This is a genomic window from Streptomyces sp. NPDC014764 (assembly GCF_043082785.1).
Classification (GTDB): Bacteria; Actinomycetota; Actinomycetes; order Streptomycetales; family Streptomycetaceae; genus Streptomyces; species Streptomyces althioticus.
In genome coordinates this window covers 211,382-238,211 of record NZ_JBIBXY010000003.1, presented here as the reverse complement: position 1 = coordinate 238,211, position 26,830 = coordinate 211,382, and the positions used below count along the sequence as shown (strand labels likewise).

At 73.7% G+C, this 26,830-nt stretch carries 18 protein-coding genes; 11 read left to right on the top strand and 7 right to left on the bottom strand.

Annotated features, from left to right (window positions below):
- Positions 1-158: 158 nt before the first annotated feature.
- Positions 159-914: a ferritin-like fold-containing protein gene (locus ACF1AG_RS09835; protein ID WP_359604728.1), complete on the top strand. Its 756-nt coding sequence runs from the start codon at positions 159-161 to the stop codon at positions 912-914.
- Positions 915-1,488: 574 nt separating this feature from the next.
- Here the strand turns inward: ACF1AG_RS09835 and ACF1AG_RS09830 are convergent.
- The 4 genes from ACF1AG_RS09830 to ACF1AG_RS09815 all read right to left on the bottom strand — a co-directional run bounded on the left by ACF1AG_RS09830 (position 1,489) and on the right by ACF1AG_RS09815 (position 3,439).
- A complete protein-coding gene (locus ACF1AG_RS09830) occupies positions 1,489-1,755 on the bottom strand; it encodes a hypothetical protein (RefSeq protein ID WP_387794899.1) in 267 nt (88 codons plus the stop codon).
- Between the two features lie 241 nt (positions 1,756-1,996).
- Positions 1,997-2,224, bottom strand: coding sequence for a DUF3107 domain-containing protein (locus ACF1AG_RS09825; protein ID WP_048455740.1), 228 nt, complete (start codon positions 2,222-2,224; stop codon positions 1,997-1,999).
- Positions 2,225-2,369: 145 nt separating this feature from the next.
- Complete coding sequence (locus ACF1AG_RS09820; protein WP_102640503.1) at positions 2,370-3,014, bottom strand: TetR/AcrR family transcriptional regulator; 645 nt, start codon at positions 3,012-3,014, stop codon at positions 2,370-2,372.
- Positions 3,015-3,211: 197 nt separating this feature from the next.
- Positions 3,212-3,439, bottom strand: a complete 228-nt coding sequence (locus tag ACF1AG_RS09815; RefSeq protein WP_359604724.1) for a hypothetical protein — start codon at positions 3,437-3,439, stop codon at positions 3,212-3,214.
- Positions 3,440-3,594: 155 nt separating this feature from the next.
- Here ACF1AG_RS09815 and ACF1AG_RS09810 point away from each other — a divergent pair, with 155 nt between their 5' ends.
- From ACF1AG_RS09810 to moeZ, 7 genes are all read left to right on the top strand, one after another.
- Positions 3,595-4,653 carry an alpha/beta fold hydrolase gene (locus tag ACF1AG_RS09810; protein WP_391809579.1) on the top strand — a complete coding sequence of 353 codons (1,059 nt, stop codon included), beginning with the start codon at positions 3,595-3,597 and terminating at the stop codon, positions 4,651-4,653.
- A gap of 8 nt (positions 4,654-4,661) precedes the next feature.
- Positions 4,662-6,524 carry a DUF3152 domain-containing protein gene (locus ACF1AG_RS09805; RefSeq protein WP_391809578.1) on the top strand — a complete coding sequence of 621 codons (1,863 nt, stop codon included), beginning with the start codon at positions 4,662-4,664 and terminating at the stop codon, positions 6,522-6,524.
- A 252-nt stretch (positions 6,525-6,776) separates the two neighbouring features.
- Positions 6,777-8,555: a DUF3492 domain-containing protein gene (locus tag ACF1AG_RS09800; RefSeq protein WP_387794897.1), complete on the top strand. Its 1,779-nt coding sequence runs from the start codon at positions 6,777-6,779 to the stop codon at positions 8,553-8,555.
- Positions 8,552-9,697 (top strand): hypothetical protein, encoded by a 1,146-nt coding sequence (locus tag ACF1AG_RS09795; RefSeq protein ID WP_359604703.1) that lies wholly within the window; start codon positions 8,552-8,554, stop codon positions 9,695-9,697. The genes ACF1AG_RS09800 and ACF1AG_RS09795 overlap by 4 nt, the downstream gene beginning before the upstream one ends.
- Before the next feature lie 118 nt (positions 9,698-9,815).
- Positions 9,816-10,826 carry an NAD-dependent epimerase/dehydratase gene (locus ACF1AG_RS09790; protein ID WP_359604704.1) on the top strand — a complete coding sequence of 337 codons (1,011 nt, stop codon included), beginning with the start codon at positions 9,816-9,818 and terminating at the stop codon, positions 10,824-10,826.
- Positions 10,814-11,575, top strand: a complete 762-nt coding sequence (locus ACF1AG_RS09785; RefSeq protein ID WP_359604705.1) for a spherulation-specific family 4 protein — start codon at positions 10,814-10,816, stop codon at positions 11,573-11,575. Before ACF1AG_RS09790 ends, ACF1AG_RS09785 begins: the two co-directional genes overlap by 13 nt.
- 63 nt (positions 11,576-11,638) lie before the next feature.
- Complete coding sequence (gene moeZ, locus ACF1AG_RS09780; protein WP_093766931.1) at positions 11,639-12,817, top strand: adenylyltransferase/sulfurtransferase MoeZ; 1,179 nt, start codon at positions 11,639-11,641, stop codon at positions 12,815-12,817.
- 119 nt (positions 12,818-12,936) lie between these two features.
- Here moeZ and ACF1AG_RS09775 read toward each other — a convergent pair whose 3' ends face one another.
- From ACF1AG_RS09775 to ACF1AG_RS09765, 3 genes are all read right to left on the bottom strand, one after another.
- Positions 12,937-14,439, bottom strand: a complete 1,503-nt coding sequence (locus ACF1AG_RS09775; RefSeq protein WP_391809577.1) for an alpha/beta hydrolase — start codon at positions 14,437-14,439, stop codon at positions 12,937-12,939.
- A 208-nt stretch (positions 14,440-14,647) separates the two neighbouring features.
- Positions 14,648-16,198 (bottom strand): alpha/beta hydrolase, encoded by a 1,551-nt coding sequence (locus tag ACF1AG_RS09770; RefSeq protein ID WP_359604707.1) that lies wholly within the window; start codon positions 16,196-16,198, stop codon positions 14,648-14,650.
- Positions 16,199-16,284: 86 nt separating this feature from the next.
- Positions 16,285-18,972 (bottom strand): lysylphosphatidylglycerol synthase transmembrane domain-containing protein, encoded by a 2,688-nt coding sequence (locus ACF1AG_RS09765; protein WP_359604708.1) that lies wholly within the window; start codon positions 18,970-18,972, stop codon positions 16,285-16,287.
- A 188-nt stretch (positions 18,973-19,160) separates the two neighbouring features.
- Between ACF1AG_RS09765 and ACF1AG_RS09760 the strand changes: the two genes are divergently transcribed.
- The 3 genes from ACF1AG_RS09760 to ACF1AG_RS09750 all read left to right on the top strand — a co-directional run bounded on the left by ACF1AG_RS09760 (position 19,161) and on the right by ACF1AG_RS09750 (position 26,772).
- Positions 19,161-19,547, top strand: coding sequence for an MGMT family protein (locus tag ACF1AG_RS09760; RefSeq protein ID WP_359604710.1), 387 nt, complete (start codon positions 19,161-19,163; stop codon positions 19,545-19,547).
- 257 nt (positions 19,548-19,804) lie between these two features.
- Positions 19,805-23,164 (top strand): ATP-dependent DNA helicase, encoded by a 3,360-nt coding sequence (locus tag ACF1AG_RS09755; protein ID WP_359604712.1) that lies wholly within the window; start codon positions 19,805-19,807, stop codon positions 23,162-23,164.
- Positions 23,165-23,289: 125 nt separating this feature from the next.
- A complete protein-coding gene (locus ACF1AG_RS09750; RefSeq protein ID WP_359604714.1) occupies positions 23,290-26,772 on the top strand; it encodes an ATP-dependent DNA helicase in 3,483 nt (1,160 codons plus the stop codon).
- The last annotated feature ends 58 nt before the right edge of the window (positions 26,773-26,830 follow it).

The following is a 26,830-nucleotide window of genomic DNA, read 5'->3' as shown; positions in this document are numbered from 1 at the left end:
CCGTCGAACACATCCGAAAACGTCAGAGTGTTCAGCAGGCGCATTACCACCATACCCCGGATTCGCGCACACGCCATGGCCGATTTGGTCACGTAGTCGTCGTCACACTGATCGACCAGGACCTTCCGGGGCAGGCCGAGCGGGCTATTGTGCGCTCCATGACGAGCTCTGACAGCCCTGACAACGCCGCGGAAACTCCCGAGACCCCTGCCGCACGGACCGGCGTCGCCGCCATGGACTGGGCGGCCGCCTCCGCCGACCCCCAGTACCGTGCCGCTGTCGTGGATCTGCTCGGCGCGCTCGCGTACGGGGAGCTGGCGGCGTTCGAGCGGCTCGCGGAGGACGCCAAGCTGGCGCCCACGATGGGCGACAAGGCGGAGCTGGCGAAGATGGCCTCGGCCGAGTTCCACCACTTCGAGCGGTTGCGGGACCGGCTCGCCGAGATCGGCGAGGAGCCGACGCAGGCCATGGAGCCGTTCGTGGCCGCCTACGACGGCTTCCACAAGCAGACGGCGCCGTCGGACTGGCTGGAGGGCCTGGTCAAGGCGTACGTGGGCGACTCCATCGCCAGCGACTTCTACCGTGAGGTCGCGGCGCGCCTCGACTCCGACAGCCGCGCGCTGGTCCTGGCCGTCCTGGACGACACGGGGCACGGCGGTTTCGCCGTGGAGAAGGTGCGCGCGGCCATCGAGGCCGACCCACGCGTCGGCGGCCGGCTCGCCCTGTGGGCGCGCCGCCTGATGGGCGAGGCCCTGTCCCAGTCCCAGCGCGTGGTCGCCGACCGCGACGCCCTCTCGACGATGCTCGTGGGCGGCGTGGCGGACGGCTTCGACCTGGCCGAGGTGGGCCGCATGTTCTCCCGCATCACGGAGGCGCACACGAAGCGGATGGCGGCACTGGGGCTGGCCGCCTGACGGCAGCCCGCTGTACGGCCCCGCCGGAGGGGCGGCCGGGGTGGCCGGCGCTTGACGGTGGCGGACCTCGTGACAGCCGCGACGTCATAGTTCGCCCGACGGGCGCACGGAGCCCGGGCGCGGCGACCGGAAGATCACGGTGACTGCTCGGCAGGGCGGCCGGCCCGATGCGAAGCGCCCGGCGACCGCCCGTTGGCCGGCGACTGCATGACCGTGCCGGACGACGGCCGGGCTGAAGGCCACGGGTCGTTGCGCCCGGCCGGAGGAGCATGACCGCTTGCCGGACCGGTGGCGGCCGACGGCGCTGAGACGGCGCGGACTGTGCGACCTGGTGGCCGGTTCGGCGGGGTGGTCGGCCGGCCGGTTGTGAGGGCTGATGCCCGGAGGCCGGACGGCGGTGGTGTCGCCGGTCGCAGTGCCGGGTGTCAGCTCTGGCTCGGTACGACCGGCTGCCGGGCCGGCGGCCGGTCGACGGCGGCCAGGGCTGCCGGGCTGCGTGGCCCACGGGGGCGGATAAGGCGGTCGTAGAGAGTCCACGCACTGCCGCAGAGGGTGGGCGGCCGCCCGTAGACGGTCAGGCCGTGGCCGAGTGGTGGAGCCTGCCCGCCGGGCGCAGCAGCAGGGACAGGGAGGCGGTCGAGACGATCGTCGCGCCCACCAGCATCGTCAGCAGATTCCCCGCGTCCAGCGCGGTGTTCATGACGAAGGCGCCGAACAGCGCCCCGGCCACACCGGTCGCCAGCACGAGGGCGCGCCGGGGGAGACGGTGGGACAGGCGGTGGTACGCCCCCCAGGCCAGGGCCAGGCCGAGAATCGCGGAGCTGAGCGCTTCCAGAAGCATGTCGGGGTCCCTCCCACACGGCCGGCCTGCTCGTCCCTGTCTTGGTCCTGTCCCGGTTTACCCCTGACCTGCGGAATCCAATCCTCTCCACACGGCCGCGCCTGTAGGCCGTCCGGGGGTTTCAAGGGCACGCGCCCTCATGAACGCAGAAGGCACGCAGCGCAGAAGGCACGCAGCGCAGAAGGCACGCAGAAGGGCCCGGCGGTGACAACCGCCGGGCCCTTCTGCCACGCATACAGCCCTACAGCGCGCCGAAGCCCACCTTGCGCGGGGCCGGCTCGCCGATCTCGACGTAGGCGAGACGGTCGGCCGGGACCAGGATCTTGCGGCCGTGCTCGTCCACGAGGCTCAGCAGCTGCGACTTCCCGGCCAGCGCCTCGCCCACCACGCGCTCGACCTCCTCGGCGCTCTGACCGCTCTCCAGAACGATCTCGCGGGGCGCGTGCTGCACGCCGATCTTGACCTCCACGGCTATGTCCCTCCGACGGTCAGTGAAGTGCGCGACCTTCCGCGCCGTACCTGCACACATTAGCCCGGTGAGGGTACCCGCACGCTTCGCCCGGCAACGCCAACAGCGAACAGCCGACGGGAACAAACGACCGCCGGCCGCGCGGTCAGTGCTGCTGGTCGCTGCCGTGCAGCGGGAACCCGGCGATGCCCCGCCAGGCCAGCGAGGTCAGCAACTGCACCGCCTGGTCGCGAGGCACGCTGCGGTCGCTGTGCAGCCACGACCGCGCCACCACCTGGGCCAGCCCGCCGAGCCCCGACGCCAGCAGCATCGATTCCGCCCGCGAGAGTCCGGTGTCCTCGGCGATGACGTCGCAGATGGCCTCCGCGCAGTCGTTGGTGACCTTGTCGACCCGCTCGCGCACGGCGGGCTCGTTCGTCAGGTCCGACTCGAAGACCAGGCGGAACGCGCCGCCGTCGTCCTCGACGTACGCGAAGTAGGCGTCCATGGTCGCCCGCACGCGCTGCTTGTTGTCCGACGTCGACGCCAGCGCGTGCCGCACCGACTGGATCAGCGCCTCGCAGTGCTGGTCCAGCAGCGCCAGGTACAGGTCGAGCTTGCCGGGGAAGTGCTGGTACAGCACCGGCTTGCTGACACCCGCGCGCTCGGCGATGTCGTCCATCGCCGCCGCGTGGTAGCCCTGCGCGACGAAGACCTCCTGGGCGGCGCCCAGCAACTGGTTCCGCCGGGCACGGCGCGGAAGGCGTGTACCCCTCGGGCGTACCGCGTCCGTCTGCTCGATGGCTGTCACGCCGCCTCCCATAGTCGTCCACATGCGGGATCAGCCGCGTCGCCATCGTACTTTTCGGTAATCCTGATGTGCGCGGTGCACGTGCAGAATTTCACGGACCGGACAGCGGGAGAAGCGGCACGGACGGTTTCAGAAGCTGTCAGAGCGGGCAAAACGCGTCCCATTTCGGACGGCTGTCGCCCCCGCCGGCGCACCTGTCACCGGTAGTCGTCCTCGTCGAGCTGGACGACGCGCGCCTGTTCCACCAGATCCGCCTCGTTCGCGCGGTCGGGGTCGACATCCTCCAGCGGGTCGTCGTCCTCCGGCCGTACCTCCGTCTGCTGCTCGGCCGCGTCGACCTCCGGCGCCTCGACGTCGTACTCCACACCCTCCTGCACGTCCTCGTCCTCCTCGAACGTCTCGGGGTCGGTCGGATCCACGGCCATCACCGGGCTCCCTTCCTGGTCACGCCCCTGAGGCAGACAGGGGCCACGTACGGGTGCCCTCGGTACGAGCCTAGGAGACACCCGAATCGGACGCCATGCCATCCTGTGACGCCGAACACATGAACCACGGCGTGATCATCTCGTAACATTGCCGCATGTCTTCGACCGAGCTGCCGTCCGTGCCGCCGACCAGCGTGCTCCCCGAGCCGGCGGCGGTCCGGGTGGCCGAGGGCGAGCGGCTGAGGTCGGTGCGGGTGCCCGGCGCCACGCTCACGGTCAGATCCCGGCCGCCGGCCCGCGAAGGACTCCCGCCCGCCTTCTACGTCCACGGACTCGGCGGCTCGTCGCTCAACTGGTCGCCCCTGATGGCCCTCCTGGACGACGCCGTCGACAGCGAGGCCGTGGACCTCCCCGGGTTCGGCGACTCCCCGCCGCCGGACGACGGCGACTACTCGATCACCGCGCACGCACGCGCGGTGATCCGCTGTCTGGAGGCGTCCGACCGCGGACCGGTGCACCTCTTCGGAAACTCCCTCGGCGGCGCGGTCGCCACCCGGGTCGCCGCCGTGCGTCCCGACCTGGTCCGCACCCTCACGCTCGTCTCCCCGGCCCTGCCGGAGCTGCGCGTGCAGCGCTCCGCCGTCCCCACGGGACTGCTGGCCGTGCCCGGCGTCGCACCCCTGTTCACCCGGCTCACCCGTGAGTGGACTGCCGAGCAGCGCGTCCGGGGCGTCCTGAACCTCTGTTACGGCGACCCGTCACGAGTGACGCCGGAGGGCGTCCGGCACGCCGTGCAGGAGATGGAGCGGCGCCAGCGGCTGCCGTACTTCTGGGACGCGATGGCACGCTCCGCACGGGGCCTCGTCAGCTCGTACATGCTCGGTGGCCAGCAAGGACTGTGGCGTCAGGCCGAGCGGGTGCTCGCGCCCACCCTGCTCGTCTACGGCGGGCGCGACCAGCTCGTCGGCTTCCGCATGGCGCAGCGCGCCGCCCGCCGCTTCCGGGGTTCCCGGCTCGTGACACTCCCGGACGCGGGACACGTGGCGATGATGGAGTATCCCGAGACCGTGGCGTCGGCGTTCCGTGAACTCCTGAGGGACGCGACCGATCCCGCGGGCGAGGGCGATACTGTGCAGCCGGACGCAGAGGGCGATCCGGGTCCGTCCGCCGACATCGGTGGCCCGACCGCCACGACCGAGACGACAAGGGGCTGAGGCGCGAAGTGGGACGCCACAGCCGGCGCGGGCCCGCCCCCAAGGGCGACACCGCGGACGCCACCGCGGCCGCCGCACGCCGCGTACGTGACGCGTCCGAGGCGCGGTACGACGACCGGCGGGACACCGGCCAGGGCGCGGCGCTGCCGCGGCAGCAGGCGCAGGGCACTCCGCCGTACGGCACGCCACCGCACGGCACCCCGGTCCACGGGTACGGGGCGCCCGGGCGTGGCAGGCCCGCCCCGGGCGTACCCCCGGTTCCGGACGGATGGCAGCAGGGCGGCACTCCCGCGCGCGGCGTCCCCCGGTACGACGGTCAGCCGCAGGGCGCGCCCCGGTACGGCGGTCAGGCCCAGGGTGCGCCTGGATACGGCGACGGCACCCCGCCGCGCGGTGTTCCGCGGTACGGCGAGGAGACTCCCGCCCACGGCTTCCCGCGCCCCGGGAACGCGGCCGCGCAGGGCCCGCCCCGCCCCGGGAGTGGACCCCCTCCGCAGGGCGGACCGCGCCGCGACGACAGCACCCCCGCGCGGGGTGTCCCCAGGTACGGGGACGGAACTCCCCCGCACGGTGTCCCGCGCCATGCGGACGGAACCCCGCCGCACGGTGTTCCCAGGTACGGGGAGGGCACCCCTCCGCACGGTGTCCCCAGGTACGGGGAGGGCACCCCTCCGCACGGTGTCCCGCGCCATGCGGACGGCACCCCCGCGCACGGCACCCCCCGGGTCCGCGGCGGGCACCCCGAGCAGCAGGAGAGCGCGGGCGGCCGGGGGAACCTGCACGGGCGCACCGCCGCCGGCGCCGGGTACGGCTCACCGGCCGCCGGGCAGGGCGTACCCCTGCCGAGGCAGCGCCAGGCGCCCGTGGAGGGACCGCGCCGCGACTACGTGGAGGCGTTCGACGGGAGCGGCGACCTCTTCACTCCGCGCAAGCCCGTGACCCGCAGCCCCGCGGACCCCTACGCCGCCGTCACCGACCGGGAGGGCGCGCCGGACACCGGCGTCCCCTCGGACACCGGCACCGACAGCAGCGACGACGAGCCGCCGACGGGCGCCCCCGCGCAGACCAGGGGTGGCAAGGGACGCGCGTTCACCGGCATAGCGGCGGCCGCCGTCACCACCGTGCTGGCCGTCGTCGTCGCCGGGCAGGTCGCCGACGAGCACGACAGCCCGGGCGTCCAGTCGCAGTCCGCCGGCGAGCAGGCGCGCGACGCGCGCGAACCCGCCTCGCGCGGCGACGAACGGGTGACGCCCGGCGTGCCCACGGCTGAGCCGCTCACGTACGAGCAGCAGATGGACCGCAAGTTCCCGTTGGCCGCCGCCCGGGAGGGCACGGGCAAGTTCTATGCCGTCAAGGGGATCGACAAGGCACCCGGCAAGGGACGGAAGGTCACCTACCGCGTGGACGTGGAGCGAGGGCTCGACCTGGACGGCGCGCTGTTCGCCGAGGCAGTGCACCGGACGCTCAACGACAGACGCAGCTGGGCGCACGACAACCTGGCCTTCGAGCGGATCGAGACCGGCGACGCCGAGTTCGTGATCACCCTGGCCAGTCCCGATACGACCGCCGACTGGTGCGCCAAGTCGGGCCTGGACACCACCGAGGACAACGTCTCCTGCGACTCCGCGGCCACCGAGCGGGTGATGATCAACGCCTACCGCTGGGCGCAGGGCGCCGAGACGTACGGCGACAAGATGTTCGCGTACCGCCAGATGCTGATCAACCACGAGATCGGCCACCGCCTCGGCCACAACCACGTCACCTGCGACAAGGACGGCGACCTGGCCCCGGTGATGCAGCAGCAGACCAAGTTCCTCGAGTACGACGGGATCAGCTGCCGGCCCAACGCCTGGCCCTATCCCAAGGGTTAGCCCGCCCGGCAGACCGGACCGGCCCTCCACGGCGGGGCGCGCGCGAGTAGGGGTCCCGGACCGGCGCGCGCCCGTCGTGCGCCGGTCCCAGCACGGCGAACGCGATCCGCGCGGGAAAGTTACGCCCGTTCACCCCTTCTGGTGGCGTGATGGACAACCGTCCATCACGCCACCGTCCTGTCCGCATACGTTCGTCCCGCTGCGAGCCGCCGGGCCAACGGCGGCTCCCTACGGGAGAACGGGGGTGCACACGTGCGCATCGGACTGCTTACGGAGGGTGGCTATCCGTATGTGGGCGGTGAGGGCGGGGTGTGGTGCGACCGCCTGGTGCGCGGGCTCGACCGACACGAGTTCGACGTCTACGCGTTCAGCACCGGCCAGGCCCAGGAGGACGCGGGCTGGGTCGAGCTGCCGCCCCAGGTCCGGCGCGTGCGCACGGCGCCGCTGTGGGCCGCGGAGGAGGACGGGGTGGTCCACGGCCGCCGCGCCCGCCGACGCTTCACCGAGCACTACGGCGAACTGGCCGCCGCCCTCTGCACCGCCGCGGAAGCAGGTACCGCCGAGAGGCCCGGCACCGCTGGGAAGCCCGGCGCCGCTGGCAAGCCCGGCACCGCTGAGGCGGACCGTTTCGCCAATGCTCTCCACGGGCTCGCCGAGCTCGCCCGCGACGAGGGCGGACTGGTCGCCGCGCTGCACTCCGAGCAGGCCGTGCGCGCCCTGGAACGCGCCTGTCGTGCGCCCGGAGCCCGCCGCGCCGCGCGCGAGGCCCGCGTCCCGGATCTGCTGACCGTCGCCGGCCACCTGGAGCGCGCCCTGCGCCCCCTCTCGCTCGACTGGTACGAGGAGGACGGCCTCGGTGCCGTCGATCTCTGCCACGCCGCGTCCGGCGGCATCGCCGCGCTCCCCGGTCTGCTCGCCCGCCACTTCTTCGGCGTCCCGCTCGTGGTCACCGAGTACGGCGTGCGTCTGCGCACCCACTACCTCACGCGCCCCGCGGCCTCACCCGCCGTGCGGTCCCTGCTCGCCGCCTTCCACGGCCTGCTGACCGCCGAGACCTACCGCGCCGCCTCCTACCTCGTCCCCGGCAACGCCCACGCCCGCCGATGGCAGGAGCGCTGCGGCGCCGACCGGGCCAAGCTGCGCACCATTCACCCCGGCCTGGACGCCACGCCCTTCGCGCGAGTCGGCGAGGACCGCCGGTCGGAGGAGCGGGAGAAGGGCGAGAAGCGGGGGGAGCGGGCGGACCTGGAGAGGCGGGAGAGGAGGGAGCGCGCCGAGCCGCACACCCTCGTCTGGCTCGGCCGGGTGGAGCCCGCCAAGGATCTCGTCTCGCTGCTGCACGCCTTCGCGGAGGTCCGCGCGGCCGAGCCCGGCACCCGGCTGCGCATCGTCGGCCGCCCCTCAGGACCCGAGGGTGAGGCCTACCTCGGCCACTGCCGGGCCCTGGCCGCCCAGCTCTTCCCGGACGAGGCCGACGGCCCGCACGCCGTCGGGCGCAACCCGGTGTCCTTCGAGGAACCCGGTGGCCCCGGCGCCGAGACCACCGCCGACGTCCACGCAGGCGGGACCGTCACCGTGCTGTCCAGCGTCGTCGAGGGGTTCCCGGCAGGGCTGATCGAGGCGATGTTCTGCGGACGCGCGACGGTCTCCACGGACGTCGGCGCCGTCGTCGAGGTGATCGGCGGCACCGGTCTCGTCGTACCGCCGCGCAATCCGCGGGCGCTCGCCGAGGCGTGCGTCTCGCTGCTGCGCGACCCCGAGCGTCGTGCGCGCCTCGGAGCGGCCGCGCGCGCCAGGGCGCTGGAGCTGTTCAGCATCGAGCAGAACGTCGCGGCGTTCCGCGGCCTCTACCTCGAGACCGTCGCCCGCACCCCGGCACGCCGGCCCGTCCTCGGCGGCGCGGGAGATCCGCAGCCCTTCGCCGCGCCCGCCGAGGCCCACGTCCCCGGCCACTGGACCGAACCCACCCCCCGAGCCGTCCCCACCTGGGCCGTGGAGACGCCGGAGCCCGTCACGGAGACCGTCCGATGACCGACCTCAGCGAACTCGACCGCGGCGCCGCCCCCGGCGCGGCCGACCCCGTGAAGGTGCTGCTGCACCGCCACCGCGAGCTGTGCGAACGCGCCGTGGACCCGTTGGAGATCGCGGCGGGCCTGGAGGTCCACGGCATCACCGACCGGACCGCCGCCCGTTTCCGCCACCGCGACGTCTTCTCCCTCGCGGAGGAGCTCTACGCACGCGTCCCGCGGGACGCCGACACCGCGGCCGACGCACCCGCCGTGCCGGACGCCCAGGCCCGCCGGGGAGACCGCCGCCGGTCCGTCGCCGTGCTTCTGCTCCCGTTGCTGCCCGGCACGCTGTGCGCCGCCGCGCTGATCGCGCTGGCCCGCACCCACGGCCAGACCCGCCTGTACACGGCCGCCGCCGGCGTGGTCGCCGTCGCCCTCGCCCTGCGCGCCACGCTGCGCCGCGGACCGCTGGCCCTCACCGACGCCCTCGCCTCCCGGTCGGCGACCGGCTTCTGGACCTGCCTGCTCCTCGCCTACGCCGTGCTGGGCGACGGTCTGCTGCGCACCGCCGTGTCCGGCGGCCCCGACGGACTGCCCGACGGCACCACGGGCGGCGACTGGCCCCTGGCCCCCGCGCCCCTCCTCGCCCTCACCCTCGCCGTCGCGCCCGCGACCTGGACTGCCGGTCTCTTCCTCACCCACGCGCGCCGCAAGCTCGCCGCCAGCCGCGGCCTGGAGGACTTCGCCGCCTCCGTGCGGCCCGTGCTGCTCGGCGCCGTCGCCCTGTTCCTGGGGGCGCTGGCCGCGCTCGTCGCCCTGTGCGCGCCGCTCCTGGACGCGGGGCCCGTCTCCCCGGCGGTCCTCGCCCTGGGCGCCCTCCTCTTCGTCGCCCGGCTGCTCACCGTGCACGGCTTCACCCACGCCCCGCGCGTGATCCTCATGCTCACCGCCCTCGCCCAGGTGCTCGCGCCCGCCACCGTCTTCGCGGGCCGGCTGCCCGGCTGCGCCGCACTGGGCGCACCGGTGGAAATCCTCACCGCCGCCTGGGGCCCCACCGCAGTACCCGTCCTGACCTGCGGCGCGGGGGCCCTGACCTTGCTCGTGCATGCCTCCCGCACCCTCGCCCGCGCCTCGGCGCACCTGCGGCCGGAGCAGGCGCGGTGACCGGCCGCGACCACCGCGCGGCCCGGACGACCGCGGCTCCGGAGCCCTCGACCCGTCCCGAAGGAGAACCTCGCATGACCTGCCGTCCCGTCACCGACCGCCGCGAAGGAGCCGACCGATGAGGGTCCTGCTGATCGGAGCCAACGGCTACCTCGGCCGCTTCGTCGCCGACCGCCTGCTCGCCGACCCCGCCGTCCAGCTCACCGCCCTCGGCCGGGGTGACGACGCCGACGTCCGCTTCGACCTCGCCACCGGCAGCCCGGGCGCCCTCACCCGCTTCCTCGACGCCGTCCACCCCGGCGTCGTCATCAACTGCGCGGGCGCGACCCGGGGCGGCGCCCGCGAACTCACCCGGCACAACACGGTCGCCGTCGCCACCATCTGCGAGGCGCTGCGCCGCAGCGGCTGCGGGGCACGGCTCGTCCAGATCGGCTGCGGCTCGGAATACGGCCCCAGCCAGCCGGGCTCCTCCACCGCCGAGGACGCCGTCCCCCGCCCCGGCGGCCCGTACGGCGTCAGCAAGCTCGCCGCCACCGAACTGGTCCTCGGCTCCGGCCTGGACGCCGTGGTCCTGCGGGTCTTCTCGCCCGTCGGCCCCGGCACCCCGGCCGGCTCCCCGCTCGGCCGGCTGGCCGAGGCGATGCGCCGCGCCATGCAGTCCGGCGACGGCGAACTGAAGCTCGGCGGCCTCGGCGCCCAGCGCGACTTCGTCGACGTCCGCGACGTGGCCCGCGCCGTGCACGCCGCCTCGCTCTCCGCCGCGCAGGGCGTCATCAACATCGGCTCCGGCCGCGCCGTCCGCCTGCGGGACGCCGCCGGGATCCTCGCCCGGGTGGCCGGCTACGGCGGCGCCCTCAACGAGCTCGACGGCCTCCCCCACCCCGGGCCCGTCCACGCCACCCACACCGCCCACGCGACCCACCTGCGGGCGACCATCGGACACCCGCGCGCCGAGGCGGACCACCACCCCATCGCCGCCTCACCCGCCGCGTTCCCGTACCCCGACGGGTGCGGGGCCTGGCAGCAGGCCGACGTACGCACCGCCCGCGACCGCCTGGGCTGGCGTCCCCGCATCAACCTCGAGGAGTCGCTGGCGGACATCTGGATGGAGGCGGCATGCCGTATCTGACCCGGACCAGACAGGGCCCCACCGCCACGGGGCTCGGCACCGGTCTCGGCGTCCCGGGCGTCGCCCATCCGCTGCTCGCCCTCGACGAGTGGAACCGGCTGGGCCGCCCCGGCACACCCCTGCACTGGGTGGTGCTCAACGTCGCCGACGGTCCCGGCGTCCAGCCCGACCCGCACTGCCTGGAGGCGGCGGGCCGGCTGCGCAACGCGGGCGTCCGCGTCCTCGGGCACATCGACACCGCCTACGGGCTGCGCGGCTTCGGCGAGATCATCTCCGACGCCCACCGCTTCCACGACTGGTACCGGGTGGACGGCTTCCTCCTGGACCGCTGCCCCGCCGGCCGCGAGGATCTGCCCGAGGTGCGGCGCACCGTCACCACCCTCCGGGTGGTTAATGAGGACGCCCACGTCGTCCTCGGGCACGGCACCCATCCGCACCCCGGCTACGCCGAGCACGCCGACCAGCTGGTCACCTTCTCGGGGCCGTGGAGCGACTACCGCTGGTCCCAGGTGGCCGAGTGGACCGCCGACCATCCGCCGGAGCGGTTCTGCCACTTCGTGCACGGTGTGCCCCGGCCGCACCTGGACGAGGCGCTGCGCATCGCCCGCTGGCAGGGCGCCGGCACCGTCTACTTCACCGACCACTCGGACCGGCTCTCCGGCCGCGCGGCACCGACGGATCCCTGGGGGGCGCTGCCCGGCTACTGGGACGACATCGTCTCGCGTGTCGGAACGGGTGTCTCGGAATGAAAAAGGGCATGGCAGTGTTAGGCGGAGAACAACCGTAGTGATTGACCGACCAACGGAGTCCCCGTGTCGCTGCCACCCCTGGTCGAGCCGGCCCCCGAGCTCACCGTAGACGAGGTCCGCAGGTACTCCCGCCACCTGATCATCCCCGACGTGGGCATGGACGGGCAGAAGCGGCTGAAGAACGCCAAGGTGCTCTTTGTGGGCGCCGGCGGCCTGGGCTCGCCGGGTCTGATGTACATGGCCGCGGCGGGCGTGGGCACGCTCGGCATCGTGGAGTTCGACGAGGTCGACGAGTCGAACCTGCAGCGCCAGATCATCCACAGCCAGTCCGACATCGGCCGCCCCAAGGCGGAGTCCGCACGTGACACGATCAAGGGCATCAACCCCTACGTGAACGTGGTCCTCCACGAGGAGCGGCTCGAGGCCGACAACGTGATGGACCTGTTCAGCCAGTACGACCTGATCGTCGACGGCACGGACAACTTCGCGACCCGCTACCTGGTCAACGACGCCTGCGTCCTGCTGAACAAGCCCTACGTCTGGGGCTCCATCTACCGCTTCGACGGCCAGGCCTCCGTCTTCTGGTCCGAGCACGGTCCCTGCTACCGCTGCCTCTACCCGGAGCCCCCGCCCCCCGGCATGGTCCCCTCCTGCGCCGAGGGCGGCGTCCTGGGCGTGCTCTGCGCGTCCATCGGCTCCATCCAGGCCAACGAGGCCATCAAGCTGCTGGCCGGCATCGGCGAGCCCCTCGTCGGCCGCCTCATGATCTACGACGCCCTGGAGATGCAGTACCGCCAGGTCAAGGTCCGCAAGGACCCCGACTGCGCGATCTGCGGCGAGAACCCGACCGTCACCGAGCTCATCGACTACGAGGCCTTCTGCGGCGTCGTGTCCGAGGAGGCCCAGGCGGCGGCCGCCGACTCCACGATCACTCCCAAGCAGCTCAAGGAGTGGATCGACGACGGCGAGAACATCGAACTCATCGACGTCCGCGAGCCGAACGAGTTCGAGATCGTCTCCATCCCGGGCGCCCGGCTGATCCCGAAGAACGAGTTCCTCATGGGCAACGCCCTGGAGAGCCTGCCGCAGGACAAGAAGATCGTCTTGAACTGCAAGACGGGTGTCCGCAGTGCGGAAGTCCTCGCGGTCCTGAAGTCCGCGGGCTTCTCCGACGCCGTCCACGTCGGCGGCGGCGTCATCGGCTGGGTCAACCAGATCGAGCCGGAGAAGCCGGTCTACTAGGCCGTACCGGCCGGAGAGGTCCACGCGACCGCGCCGGCCGTCACCGGGTCCTCGTCGGGGGCTGCGGGCACCACCTCGGGGTGTGCCCGCAGCCCCCGACGACGTTACGGGCGGCGCCGTTACGAGCAGACATTGCCGTCCTGCGGCACCGTGCCGTCGAGCAGGTAGGCGTTCACCGTCGAGTCGACGCAGTCGCTGCCGCTGCCGTAGGCGCCGTGGCCCTCGCCCTTCCAGGTGAGCACCACCCCGACGCCCTCGCCCAGCTCGTCCGCCATCCGCCGCGCGCCCTCGTAGGGGGTGGCAGGGTCGCCCGTGTTGCCCACGACCAGGATCGGTTCCGCGCCCGGCGCGCTCACCTCCGGTGTCTCGAACTGGCCCGGCACCGGCCAGTCGTGGCACCAGCCCGCCGTGTCCCAGCCCAGGAACGGACCGAAGACGGGGGAGAGCTTCTCGAACTCGGGCAGCAGCTTCCTGGTCTCCTCGACCGTCGGCCGCTGCTTGTCGTCCAGGCACGATATGACCCGCTGGGCGTGGGTCGTGGTGCCGTAGCTGCCGGAGGCGTCCCGCTCGTTGTACCCGTCCGCGAGGGCCAGCAGCTCCGTCCCGTCCCCGTCCTCGGCCGCGTCCAGCGCGCTGGTCAGCGCCGGCCAGCTGGCCTCGCTGTAGAGGGGAAGCACGATGCCGATGATCGCCAGCGACTGCGTCAGCTCGCGGCCGGAGGAGGAGGTCGGCAGCGGTTCGGCGTCGATCCGGTCCAGCAGGTCCGCGATCTCCCGCGAGCCTTCCCCCGGGTCGCGTCCGGTGGACCGCAGGTAGTTGTCGAGGGCGGTCTGGAAGCCGCGGGTCTGGTTCTTGGCGTGGCCGATCGTGTCGGCCGTCGGGTCGACCACCGCGTCCAGCGTCATCCGGCCGACCTTGTCGGGGAAGAGGTGGGCGTAGACCCCGCCGAGCTCGGTGCCGTAGGAGATGCCGAAGTAGTGCATCCGGTCGTCGCCGAGGGCCTGCCGGATGCGGTCCATGTCACGGGCGGTGTCGGTGGTCGAGACGTGTGCCATCAGCTTCCCGGCGGCCTTCTGGCAGCCCTCGCCGAAGTCGGCCGCGTCCTCGAGGAAGACGCGCTCCTCCGCCGGGGTGTCCGGCGTCCAGTCCACGGCGGATTCGGCGGCCTCGATGGCCTTGTCGTCGCGGCAGCGGACACCGCTGCTCGCGCCCGTCCCGCGCGGGTCCCAGCTCACCAGGTCGTAGCGCTCGCGCAGGTCGGCGGCCATGTCGGCGTAGGCAGGGAGGGTGGAGACGCCCGAGCCACCCGGTCCGCCGAAGTTGAACAGGAGGGAGCCGATGCGGTCGTTGCCCGTCGCCTCGGCGCGGATGAGGGCGAGGTCGATCGTCCCGCCGTCCGGCTTCGACCAGTCCAGCGGCACCTCGAGCGTGGCGCACCGCCATTCGTCGCCGGGCGCCGGACCGTCCTCCGTCGCCTCGCAGCGCTTCCAGTCGAGCGCGCTGTCGCCGCTCGCCTTGTCGTCCTTGCCGGAGTCGTCCTTCGACGGTCCGCCCCCGCTGCAACCGGCCGTCAGCAGTGCGGCGGCGGCGGTCAGGGCCGCCCACCGTGTGAACCGGGTCATCTGGCACATCCCCCCTCGTGGGCCGTCCGCGTCGTGCGGCGAACGGCTGTTCCGACATCGTAGGCAGGTCCGGCGTCGGCCGGGGAGGCCTGTGGAAAACCCTCTGAGCTGGGCTTTCGTTGACGGTCCACCCACCCGCCCGGCCGTCTCACGCCCGGCCGTCTCACGCCCGGCCGTCTCACGCCCGGCCGTCTCACGGCCGGGCGGGTCAGGGGCAGACGGCTCCGGCCTCCGGCACCTTGCCGTCGAGCAGATAGCCGTGGACCGCGTCCCGCACGCAGCGGTCCTCGCTGTTGTAGGCGCCGTGCCCCTGCCCGTTGTACGTCAGTTCCACGCCGACCCCCTCACCGAGCGCCCTCGCCATGCTGCGTGCGCCCTCGTACGGGGTGGCCGGGTCGCCGGTGTTGCCGATCACCAGGATCGGGTCCGCGCCCGGAGCGCTGACGTCCGGATGGTCGGCTGCGCCCGGCACGGCCCAGTCGGTGCAGGTGATCATTCCCCAGGCCATGAAGTCACCGAAGAGCGGGGACGCCTCGCGGAACTCGGGCAGCAGCCGCTCCACGTCCGCCGGGGTGTAACGGGGTTTGGCGTCGGCGCAGTTGATGGCGACGTTGGCAGGCACCAGGTTGCTGTACTCGCCGCTCTCGCTGCGTCCGTTCATCGAGTCGGCCAGCACCATCAGGATCGTGCCGTCCCCGTCGTACGCCTGCTCCAGACCGTCGGTGAGGAAGGGCCAGAAGTCCTTCGAGTACAGGGCCTGCGCGATGCCGCTCGTCGCCATCGTCTCGGTGAGCTGGCGCGGGAAGACCCCGGGGACGGGCCGGCGGTCCAGGTCCCGCAGCAGCTTGGCAATGCGGTTCTTCACGTCCTCGGCGCTGTCGCCGACGGGGCACTCCTCGACCTGGGAGACGCAGTCCTCGGCGTAGTTGTCGAGGGCGCGCTGGAAGCCACGGGCCTGTCCGAGCGAGGCTTGCTCGTAGTCCAGCGCCGGGTCGACGACCGCGTCGAACACCGCGCGGCCCACCTTCTCGGGGAAGAGGTGGGCGTAGACGCCGCCGAGTTCGGTGCCGTAGGAGATGCCGAAATAGTAGAGCTTGTCGTCGCCGAGGACCTGGCGCATCAGGTCGAGGTCCCGGGCCGCGTCGGTGGTGCGCACGTGCGGCAGGACGCGCCCGGAGTTGTTCTCGCAGGCCGCGTTGAACTCCTTGGTGCTGTCCAGCAGTTCCGTGCGCTCGGCGCTGTCGTCGGGGGTGCCGTCCTGCTGGAAGTGCTCGTCGAGCTCCTGGTCGTCCTCACAGGTGACGGGCGCGCTGCGGCCCACCCCGCGTGGGTCGAAACTCACCAGGTCGTACTGGGTGCGCAGGGTGGCGTAGTCACTGCCGAACGCGGGAAGCGTGGTCACGCCGGAACCGCCGGGGCCGCCGAAGTTGAAGATCAGCGAGCCGATCCGCTCGCTGTCGGGGCCGCTCGACCGGACGCGGATGAGCGCCAGGCCGATGGTGTCGCCGTCCGGGTCGTCCCAGTCCAGGGGCGCCTTGAGCGTCGCACACTCCCACTGGCCCCGGGCGCCCGGCAGCGGCGACGGCGACGCGCCCCCGCCCTGCGCCTCGTCGGGGGTGGGGCAGGCCTTCCAGTCCAGCTTCTGCCGCGTCAGGTCCTGGGCCGGGCCGTCCCCCTCGGCACAGCCCGCCAGCAGCGCGGGCAGCAGGAGGGCACAGGCGGACAGGGCTGCGGCACGGAGCAGGAAGGGGCGGGACATGTCCCCATCCTGCGGTCGCCCGCGTCGCGGCGCGCGGGACACGGGCCGTCCGAGGGAGGCTCGCGTCCGGCCGGCGTCTCAGCCGGTCACAAGGCCGCTTTGCGCGTGAGGTGGTTGAAGGCGAGCCAGCCCGGCAGCACGGGCAGCCACAGGGTCAGCAGCCGGAAGAGCAGCACGGCGGGCGCGGCGACCTCCTTGGGCAGGCCGACCGCGATCAGACCGACGGTGAGGGTGGCCTCCACGGCGCCCACACCGCCCGGCGTCGGCGCGGCGGAACCGAGGGCGTTGCCCGCGAGGAAGACGACGGCGACGCTGGCGATGCTCACGGAGGTCGACTCGTCGCCGAACGCCCGGATCGAGGCGTCCAGGCACATCACGAAGCAGGCGGTCAGCAGCAGCATGCCGCCGATGCCGGTGACCAGCTTCTGCGGCCGCTGCAGCACGTCGAGCATGCGCGGCACGACGCCCGCGAACAGCGACCGCACGCGCGTGACGACGAACTTCCGCAGGAACGGCACCGAGGTCACCACGAGCACCAGCACCGCGACCGTCAGCAGACCGCCGATGACCGTGCGGGACGGCGACAGCGAGGGCGTCTTCTCGGTACCGGTCAGATAGCCGAACGCCAGCAGCATCAGGATGTGACAGCCGAGCCCGAACAGCTGCGACGCGCCGACGCTCGCCACCGCGAGCCCCGGACGCACCCCCGCCCGCTGGAGGAAGCGGGTGTTCAGCGCGACGCCGCCGACCGCGGCCGGGGCGACGATCTTCACGAAGGAGCCGGCGACCTGCGCCGCCACGGTGCGCGGGAACGGAACCCGTTCCGGCACGAACCCGAGGAGCGCCATCGCGGCCGCCACGTAGCTCAGCGCCGAGAACAGGACCGCCGCGGCCACCCAGCCCCACTCCGCGTTGGAGATCAGCGGGCCGAACTCGATGTGGGTGAGCTGCGTCAGCAGGAAGTACGCGCCGATCGCGCCCGCGATGACGCTGATCAGTGTGCGGGGACGCACCCGCTCCAACCGGGCCGGCTCGACCGGGGCCTGCGGCCTGATCCGCAGCACCTCCTGCCGGATCTGGCTGAGCAGATCCTCCTCGCGCGCCTCGTCGATGGCCCGCTTCTCGGCCCGCTGCTCCGCGCGTACGGCCTTCTTGTCGGCCTTGTCGAGCACGACGGGGCCGGCGTCGTCCTCCTCGTGCGCGCGGGCCGGGCGGGAGTGGCGGGATGCCTCCAGGACCGCCTCGCGTTCCCGCTCCGCGCGCTCCCGGGCGAGCCGGCGCAGCGTCGCGCGCGTGGAGCGGCTCAGCGCGATCGGCTGGAGCATCGGCAGACAGTCCGCCACGGCGTCGGGGCCGAGGACGCTCAGTGCGGAGGCCACCGCGCGTTCGGCGCCCACCCGCAGCCCCAGCGTCACCAGCAGCTGCGAGACGTCCATCCGCAGCAGCAGGTCGCCGGCCGCGATCTCCCCGCCGCGCAGGTCGGTGAGGATCACCGTGCCGGAACGATCCACCAGGATGGCGTCGCCCACCAGCCTGCGGTGCGCGATCCGGCGCGACTGCAGCGCCTTCACCTGGTGCCAGGTGTCGCGCAGCAGTTCGTCGGTGATCTCCTCGTCCTCCAGCGAGTCCAGCGTGCGTCCGCCGGTGTGCTCGTAGACCAGCATCACCGCGTCGGGGCCCAGCTCCGACGTGGCGATCAGCTTCGGCGCGTTGGCCCCGGCCGCGATGGCCGCGTAGGCCAGCAGGGCCTCCTGCTCCAGCGCCTGGCGCAGCGACTGGAGGCTCCGGCGGGTGGCGAAGCCGCGCAGCGCCAGGTTGCGCCACGCGCGGTAGAAGAAGCCCTGCGCCTGCTGCTCGCGGTCGACGACGGTGACGTCGAGGGGCGGGCCGTCCTCCAGGGTGACGAAGTAGCGCCGCCCGCGGTCGCCGCCCTCGGCCGCGTCGGCCGCCTCCTCGCGGGACGCGGTCACGGGTCGGAAGCCGACCGTGCGGAGCCCCGCCATCAGGGTGCGGCCGGTGGGCCGGACGTTGGGCGAGCCGACCGCGTAGAGCGTGCCGTAGGCGACGGTCCAGCCGATCAGCACCGTGAGGATGATCGAGAACGGCGTGGTGTACCCGGTGACCAGCATCGAGAAGGCGTCGAGCAGCAGCACCACCCACAGGACCGCGCGCCACCGTGGTCTGCGGGACATGCCGACTGCGGTCATGTACGCGATGACGGGCGCGAGGTAGCCGTGAACCGGGTCGGTGAGGGCGTGGATGTCACCGGGGGACGGCTGGGTGAGCGCGTCCTGGATCGAGTCGGGGGCGGCCCGCGCGACCCACAGGTCGGTGGCGAGCGTCACCCCGTGCGCCAGCACGGCGGCGAGCACGCCGTCGGCGATCCGCAGCCCGTCCCGTTTGATCAGACGTTCGATCGCGAAGGCGACCGGGACCAGCAGGATCGCGATGCTGGAGGCCAGGCCCGCGATCTTGATGAGCAGGTCGGGCGCCTGTCCTGTGCCCTTGTTGATGTCCTGTTCGAGACCCGAGGTGGTCCCGTGGGCGAACGCGGCGATCGCCAGGAGCACCACGACCGCGAGTACGCCGCCCACCAGCCGCATGAGGTCGGACGGGCGGTGCACGCGCGCGGGGAGCAGCGGTTCGTCGCCCTCCACCTCGTCGATGTGCGCGACGTCCCGGTGCGCGCCGCCGGGCTTCTTCGTGGTGTCCGGGCGCGACGAGGCGTCAGGGGTGCCCTCCGTGTCCTCGGGGTGCGCACCCTGCTGCTTCATCGTCTCTTCTCGATCTCGTATCACCGGTCACCGCCCGCACGATGGTGGCATGCCGTACCGCCACAAGGGGGCATCAGGGTCCACAAGCGGGGCGGCACAGTCTGCCCGAAGCGGTGCTCCGGGGCGAGTCGCCCGCCCGTGTCCGCGGACGCGCCGCGTTGTCGGTGGGGTGGGGCAGGATGGTCCGGATGAGCCAGGAGAGTCTTCCGTCCGACGGGGGTCCGGAGCACCCGGACGCCCTGCCGGCGTACGCCGAGCGGGTCCTGGAGGTCGCCGAGCTGATCCCGCCGGGCCGCGTCATGACGTACGGGGACGTGGCCGAGTGGCTGGGGGAGGGCGGGCCCCGGCAGGTGGGGCGTGTGATGGCGCTCTACGGCGGCGCCGTCCCCTGGTGGCGCGTGGTCCGCGCGGACGGCCTGCTGCTGCCCGGCCACGAGTTGCGGGCCCTCGGCCACTACCGCGCGGAGGGCACACCTCTGCGAGAGGCGGGCCGGGCGGCGGAGGGCCATGTGCCACGCCTCGACATGAGACGCGCGCGGTGGGACGGCGGCGCGGACACCGGGGGTCACACCTGACAGGTTCCGCCATCCCCGCCGTCGTCGTGTGACGTGTGATCCTTCAGGGGGACATGAGGCACATCCGCGGCATGACGTACGTTCGTGGGTCGAGGGGCGTGGGTGCCAGGAGTGACGGGAGGGAAGAAGCGGAAACGCTGCTTCCGCTCCGTTCCCCGGCGTAGCGTCGGCTGCGCGTGGCTCCCTCACCCCCCGACCACCGCCCCGCACACGCGGCGCAGCGCCCCACAGCACACCCACCAGGACCGGCGAACCACGTGAGCTCCTCTTCCTCCACCAGCGGCCTGTCGCACCCCCCGGTGCGGCGGGGGAGCCGTGGCGCCTATCGACTGGTGCGTACCCCGCCGGCCCGTGTGGATCCCCCTCCACTGGACGCCGCCCAGCGTTCCGTGGTTGAGCACGGCTCCGGGCCGCTGCTCGTCCTCGCCGGTCCCGGCACCGGCAAGACCACCACACTCGTCGAGTCCGTGGCCGCTCGCGTCGCGCGCGGCGGCGACCCCGAGCGCATCCTGGTCCTCACCTTCAGCCGCAAGGCCGCCGTCGAGCTGCGCGACCGTATGGCGCTGCGCATGGGCGCCGCCCGCGCCCCGCAGGCGACCACCTTCCACAGCTTCTGCTACGCCCTGGTCCGCGCCCACCAGGACAGCGACCTGTTCGTGGAGCCGCTGCGGCTGCTCTCCGGACCCGAGCAGGACGTCACCGTGCGCGAGCTGCTCGCCGGCCAGGTGGACCTGGAACGGCTCGGGCTGTCCCACGTGCGCTGGCCGGACGACCTGCGCGCCTGCCTGACCACGCGCGGCTTCGCCGACGAGGTCCGCGCCGTGCTCGCCCGCAGCCGCGAGCTCGGGCTCGACCCCGGCGCCCTGGACGCCTTCGCCCGCCGCATCGGCCGCCCCGACTGGCGCGCCGCGTCCGCCTTCCTCGCCGAGTACCTCGACGTCCTCGACCTCCAGGGCGTCATCGACTACGCCGAGCTCGTCCACCGTGCGGTGCTCCTCGCCCGGCGGCCCGAGACCGCCGGGCGGCTCGCCGACCGCTACGACGCCGTCTACGTCGACGAGTACCAGGACACCGACCCCGCCCAGGTACGGCTGCTGCACGCCCTGGCGTCCGGCGGCCGCACCCTCGTCGCCTTCGGCGACCCCGACCAGTCGATCTACGCGTTCCGTGGCGCCGACGTCGGCGGCATCCTGGAGTTCCCGCACGCCTTCCCGCGCGCGGACGGCCGCCCCGCGCCCGTCCAGGTGCTGCGCACCTCCCGGCGCTCCGGCGCCGCGCTCCTCGAAGCCACCCGGCGGATCACCCGTCGCATGCCGCTGCCCCGGCTGCCCGCCGAGAAGGTCCGCCTGCACCGCGAGCCGGCGCCCGTGCGCGAGGGCGGCCGGGTCGAGGTGTTCACCTACCCGACGACCGGCACCGAGCTGGACAACATCGCCGACATCCTGCGCCGGGCCCATCTGGAGGACGGTGTCCCCTGGAACGACATGGCGGTCCTGGTCCGCGCGGGCGCCCGCACCCTGCCGGTGGTCCGCCGCGCCCTCACGTCCGCGGGCGTCCCCGTCGACGTCGACGGCGACGACCTGCCCCTGCGGCACGAGCCGGCCGTCGCCCCGCTGCTGACCGCCCTGCGCGCGGTGGCGAGGGCGGAGGAGGAACGACGGCCGGGCGCGGAGGACACGGCGGGCGCGGGGTCGGGCGATACGGATGGCGGCGCCGAGGAGGCGGACACCGGAAACGAACCCTGCTGGCTCGACACCGAGACCGCTCTCACCCTCCTCACCTCTCCCCTCGCCGGCATGGACGCCGCCGACCTGCGGCGGCTCGGACGCGCGCTGCGTGAGGAGGAGCGGGCGGCCGGGAACCCCCTGCCGGCCCCCTCGGACGAGTTGCTCGCCCGCGCGCTGGCCGAGCCGGAGCGGCTCGCCGTGCACGATCCCGTCTACGCGCGCGGGGCGCAACGGCTCGGCGCCCTGCTGCGCCGGGCCCGCGAGTGCCTGGCCGGCGGCGGCACGGCCGAGGAGGCCCTCTGGGAACTGTGGGACGGCACCCCCTGGCCGCAGCGCCTGGAACGCGCGGCCCGCCGCGGCGGCGCGGCAGGGCGCAACGCCGACCGCGATCTCGACGCCGTGTGCGCGCTGTTCGCCACCGCCGCGCGCGCGGAGGAGCGCACGGGCGGGCGTGGCGCCCTCAACTTCCTCGAGGAGATCGAGGCCGAGGACATCGCCGCCGACACCCTCACCCGCCGTGCCGTCCGCCCCGACGCCGTACGCCTGATGACCGCGCACCGCTCCAAGGGCCTGGAGTGGGGCCTGGTCGTCGTGGCCGGCGTCCAGGAGGGCCTGTGGCCGGACCTGCGCCGCCGCGGCTCCCTGCTGGAGGCCGACCGCATCGGCCGCGACGGGCTCGCCGAGCCGCTCACCCCCGGCGCGCTGCTCGCCGAGGAGCGCCGCCTGTTCTACGTCGCCGCCACGCGCGCGCGTGACCGCCTCGTGGTGACGGCCGTGAAGGCGCCGTCCGACGACGGCGACCAGCCCTCCCGCTTCCTCACCGAGCTCGGCGTCGAGCCCCGGGACGTCACCGGACGCCCGCGCCGCCCGCTGTCCGTCGCCGCGCTCGTCGCCGAACTGCGCGCCACCACGGTCGACCCCCGTGTCTCCGACGCCCTGCGCGAGGCCGCCGCCCGCCGGCTGGCCCGGCTCGCCGCGCTCGCCGACGAGGACGGCCGCCCGCTGGTGCCGTCCGCGCACCCCTACCGCTGGTGGGGCATGTACGAACCCACGCACAGCAAGGTGCCGCTGCGCGACCGCGACCAGCCCGTGGTGCTCTCCGGCAGCGCCCTCGACCAACTGGCCAACACCTGCGCCCTCCAGTGGTTCCTGGGCCGCGAGGTGAAGGCCGACGCGCCCGCCACCGCAGCCCAGGGCTTCGGCAACGTCGTCCACGTCCTCGCCGACGAGGTCGCCTCCGGGCACACCCCCGCCGATCTCGACGTCCTCATGGAACGCCTCGACTCCGTGTGGAACGCCCTCGCCTTCGACGCGCCCTGGAAGTCGGCGCAGGAGAAGGAGAACGCGCGCGTGGCGCTCGAACGCTTCCTGAAGTGGCACGTCATGGACCGCACCGGCCGCACCCCGGTGGCCAGCGAGCACGACTTCGACGTCACCCTGGAGTCCGGTGACTACCAGGTCCGCATCCGGGGCCAGATGGACCGCGTCGAGGCCGACGGCGAGGGCCGCGCCTACGTCGTCGACTTCAAGACCGGCAAGCAGGCGCCCAGTTCCAAGGAGGTGGAGCGCCACCCCCAGCTCGCCGTTTACCAGCTCGCCGTCCGCGAGGGCGCCGTCGACGACGTCTTCGACGGGACGCGCCCCGAGCCGGGCGGCGCCGAACTCGTCCAGCTGCGGCAGGGCGCCGCCAAGCGGGACGGCGGCGAGACCCTCCCCAAGGTGCAGGCGCAGGAGACGCCGGAGGGGGAGTGGGTCGGCGACCTGCTGGCCACCGCCGCCGGCAAGGTCCTGGACGAACGCTTCACCCCGACCGCGGGCCAGCACTGCGCGCACTGCGCGTTCCGGGCGTCGTGCAGCGCCCGCCCCGAGGGCCGCCACGTCGTCGAGTGACGCGTCGGGGGAAGTGCTCCACAGGCGCGCGTGACGTATCGCACCACCCTCTCCGACCTGCGCTTCTTCCATCACGGCAGGCCCGGTGGGCCCGCGCTGTCGGTGGCCGCCGTTAGATTCTCGGTGTGCCCGCCCGTATCACCCGTCCCGACGAGCTCAAGGAGCTGCTCGGGATCCCGTTCACCCCGGAGCAGACGGCCTGCATCATCGCGCCGCCCGCCCCGCAGGTGATCGTGGCCGGAGCGGGTTCCGGCAAGACGACGGTGATGGCGGCCCGCGTGGTCTGGCTGGTCGGCACCGGCCAGGTCGCCCCCGAGCAGGTCCTCGGCCTCACCTTCACCAACAAGGCCGCCGGTGAACTCGCCGAACGCGTCCGCGCGGCCCTGGTCAAGGCCGGCGTCACCGACCCCGACGCCATCGACCCGGACAACCCCCCGGGCGAGCCGGTGATCTCCACGTACCACGCCTTCGCCGGTCGGCTGCTCACCGACCACGGGCTGCGCATCGGCCTCGAACCGACGTCCCGGCTGCTCGCCGACGCCACCCGCTACCAGCTCGCCGCGCGCGTGCTGCGCGAGGCGCCCGGCCTCTACCCGGCCCTCACACGCTCCTTCCCCGACCTGGTGGGCGATCTCCTCACCCTCGACTCGGAGCTGTCCGAGCACCTGGTGCGCCCGGAGGACGTGCGCGCCCACGACGCCGAGCTGCTGCGCGCCCTGGAGAACGCCAAGCTCACCAACGCCGACCTGCGCAAGGTCCCCGAGGCCGCCGCCGCCCGCCGTGAACTCGCCGAGCTGGTGCAGCGCTACCGGACCGCCAAACGTGAACGCGATCTGCTCGACTTCGGCGACCAGATCGCCCTGTCCGCGCGCCTGGCCGGCCTGCCCGAGGTGGGCCGCGTGCTGCGTGACGAGTTCCGGGTGGTCCTCCTCGACGAGTACCAGGACACGTCGGTCGCCCAGCGGGTCCTCCTCGCGGGCCTCTTCGGCGGCGGCACCGGCCACCCGGTGACCGCCGTGGGCGACCCCTGCCAGGCCATCTACGGCTGGCGGGGCGCCTCCGTCGCCAACCTCGACGACTTCCCCGAGCACTTCCCGCACGCCGACGGCCGCCCCGCCACCCGCCAGTCGCTCAGCGAGAACCGCCGCAGCGGCGGCCGTCTGCTCGACCTCGCCAACGGCCTCGCCGAGCCGCTGCGCGCCATGCACGCGGGCGTGGAGGCCCTCCGCCCGGCGCCCGGCGCCGAGCGCGACGGCATCGTCCGCTGTGCCCTGCTGCGCACCCACGCAGAGGAGATCGACTGGCTCGCCGACTCGATCGCCCACCTGGTGAACACCGGCAAGGCACCCGGCGAGATCGCCGTCCTGTGCCGGACGGCGACCGACTTCGGCGAGATCCAGGCCGCGCTGGTCGCCAGGGACGTGCCCGTCGAGGTCGTCGGCCTGTCCGGGCTGCTGCACCTGCCGGAGATCGCCGACCTGGTCGCCGTCTGCGAGGTCCTCCAGGATCCCGGCGCCAACGCCTCCCTCGTCCGGCTGCTGACCGGACCGCGCTGGCGGATCGGCCCCCGCGACCTCGCCCTGCTCGGCCGCCGCGCGCGCCGGCTGGTGTTCCACGCGCGCGTGGACGGCGACGACCCCGACCGGCGGCTCGCCGAGGCCGTCGAGGGCGTCGACCCCGCCGAGGTGATCGCGCTCGCCGACGCCCTCGACACCTTCCTGGAGACCCCGATGGAGGGCGGTGGGGACGACGACGGGCTGCCCTTCTCGCCCGACGCGCGCGTCCGCTTCGCCCGCCTCGCCGCCGAGCTGCGCGACCTGCGCCGCTCCCTCGCCGACCCGCTGATGGACGTACTGCACCGGGTGCTCGCCGTCACCGGACTCGAGGTCGAGCTGTCCGCGTCCCCGCACGCGCTGGCCGCCCGCCGCCGGGAGACGCTGTCCAACTTCCTCGACGTCGCCGCGTCCTTCGCCTCCGGCGACAACGAGGCCACCCTGCTCGCCTTCCTCGGCTTCCTGCGCACCGCCGCCCAGTACGAGAAGGGCCTGGACAACGCGCTGCCGGGTGGCGAGAACACCGTCAAGGTGCTCACCGCCCACAAGTCCAAGGGCCTGGAGTGGGACGTCGTCGCCGTCCCGGGCCTGGTCACCGGCGCCTTCCCCAGCGACCGGGGCCGCGAGAAGTGGACGGCGCAGGGCAAGGTGCTGCCGCACACGCTGCGCGGTGACGCCGACACCCTCCCCGACGTGCCGTCCTGGGACTCGCGGGGCCTGAAGGCCTTCCACGAGGCGATGAAGGAACACCAGCACACCGAGGAGCTGCGCCTCGGCTACGTCACCTTCACGCGCCCCCGTTCCCTGCTGCTCGGCTCCGGCCACTGGTGGGGCCCCAGCCAGAAGAAGCCGCGTGGCCCCTCCGAGTTCCTGCTCGCCCTCCACGACCACTGCGCCGCCGGGTACGGCGAGATCGAGGAGTGGGCGGAGGAACCCGCGGAGGACGAGGAGAACCCGGCGCTGCGGCAGGCCGGCGACGTCCAGGCGTGGCCGCTGCCTCTGGACGACGCGGCCCTGGCCCGGCGCCGGGCCGCCGCCGAGACCGTCCTCGCCCACCTCGACCGTCTCGCCGCCGACCCGGACGCCGCTCCGGCCGTCCACGACCCGGGCGGCCACGACGACCCGGACTGGCCGCCCCCGCCGGACGACGAGGAGCCGTACCCGGAGGACTACGCCGACGATCCGTACCCGGAGGAGCCCGGCGCGGTGGACGCCGCCGACTGGGACTCCCTGCCCACCGAGCGCCCCGTCGTCCCCCACCAGGCGACCGCCCCGGACGAGTCCGCCGCACCGTCCCGGCCGGACCTCCCCGCGCCCGCCGAGGCGCGCCTCACCCCCGAGGAGGCCCGCGCCGTCGCCTCCTGGGACCGTGACCTGGACGCCCTCACCGGGGAGCTGCTGCGCGCCCGCGACACCGTCACCGAGGTGCGGCTGCCCGCCTCCCTCACCGCGTCCCAGCTGCTGCGGCTCGCCGACGACCCCGACGGCTTCGCCCGGGAGCTGGCCCGCCCCATGCCGCGCCCGCCGCAGCCCGCCGCGCGCCGGGGTACCCGCTTCCACGCGTGGGTCGAGGCGCGCTTCGAGGAGCTGACCCTGCCCATGCTCGACCCGGACGAGCTGCCCGGCGCCGACGCGGAGATCGCCGACGAGCGCGACCTGGAGGAGCTCAAGGAGGCCTTCGAGCGCACCGAGTACGCCCACCGCACTCCGTACCGCGTGGAGGCGCCGTTCCAGCTGTCGATCGCCGGGCGGGTCGTCCGGGGCCGCATCGACGCCGTGTACCGGCACGAGAATCCCGAGGACGGCGACGCGGTGACGTACGAGATCGTCGACTGGAAGACCGGCCGGGTCCGCACCGCCGACCCGCTGCAGCTGGCGGTCTACCGGCTCGCCTGGGCCGAGCAGCAGGGCGTACCCCTGGAGTCGGTCACCGCCGTGTTCCTGTACGTCCGCACCGGTGAGGTGGTCCGCCCGGAGCGGCTTCCCGGCCGTGCCGAGCTGGGGCGCCTGCTGCTCGACGAACCGGGCGAAGAGATACGGCACCCCGGGCGGTGAGACACCGCACCCCGGGCGGTGAGATACCGGACCACGGGCGGTGAGACCCCGCACGTCG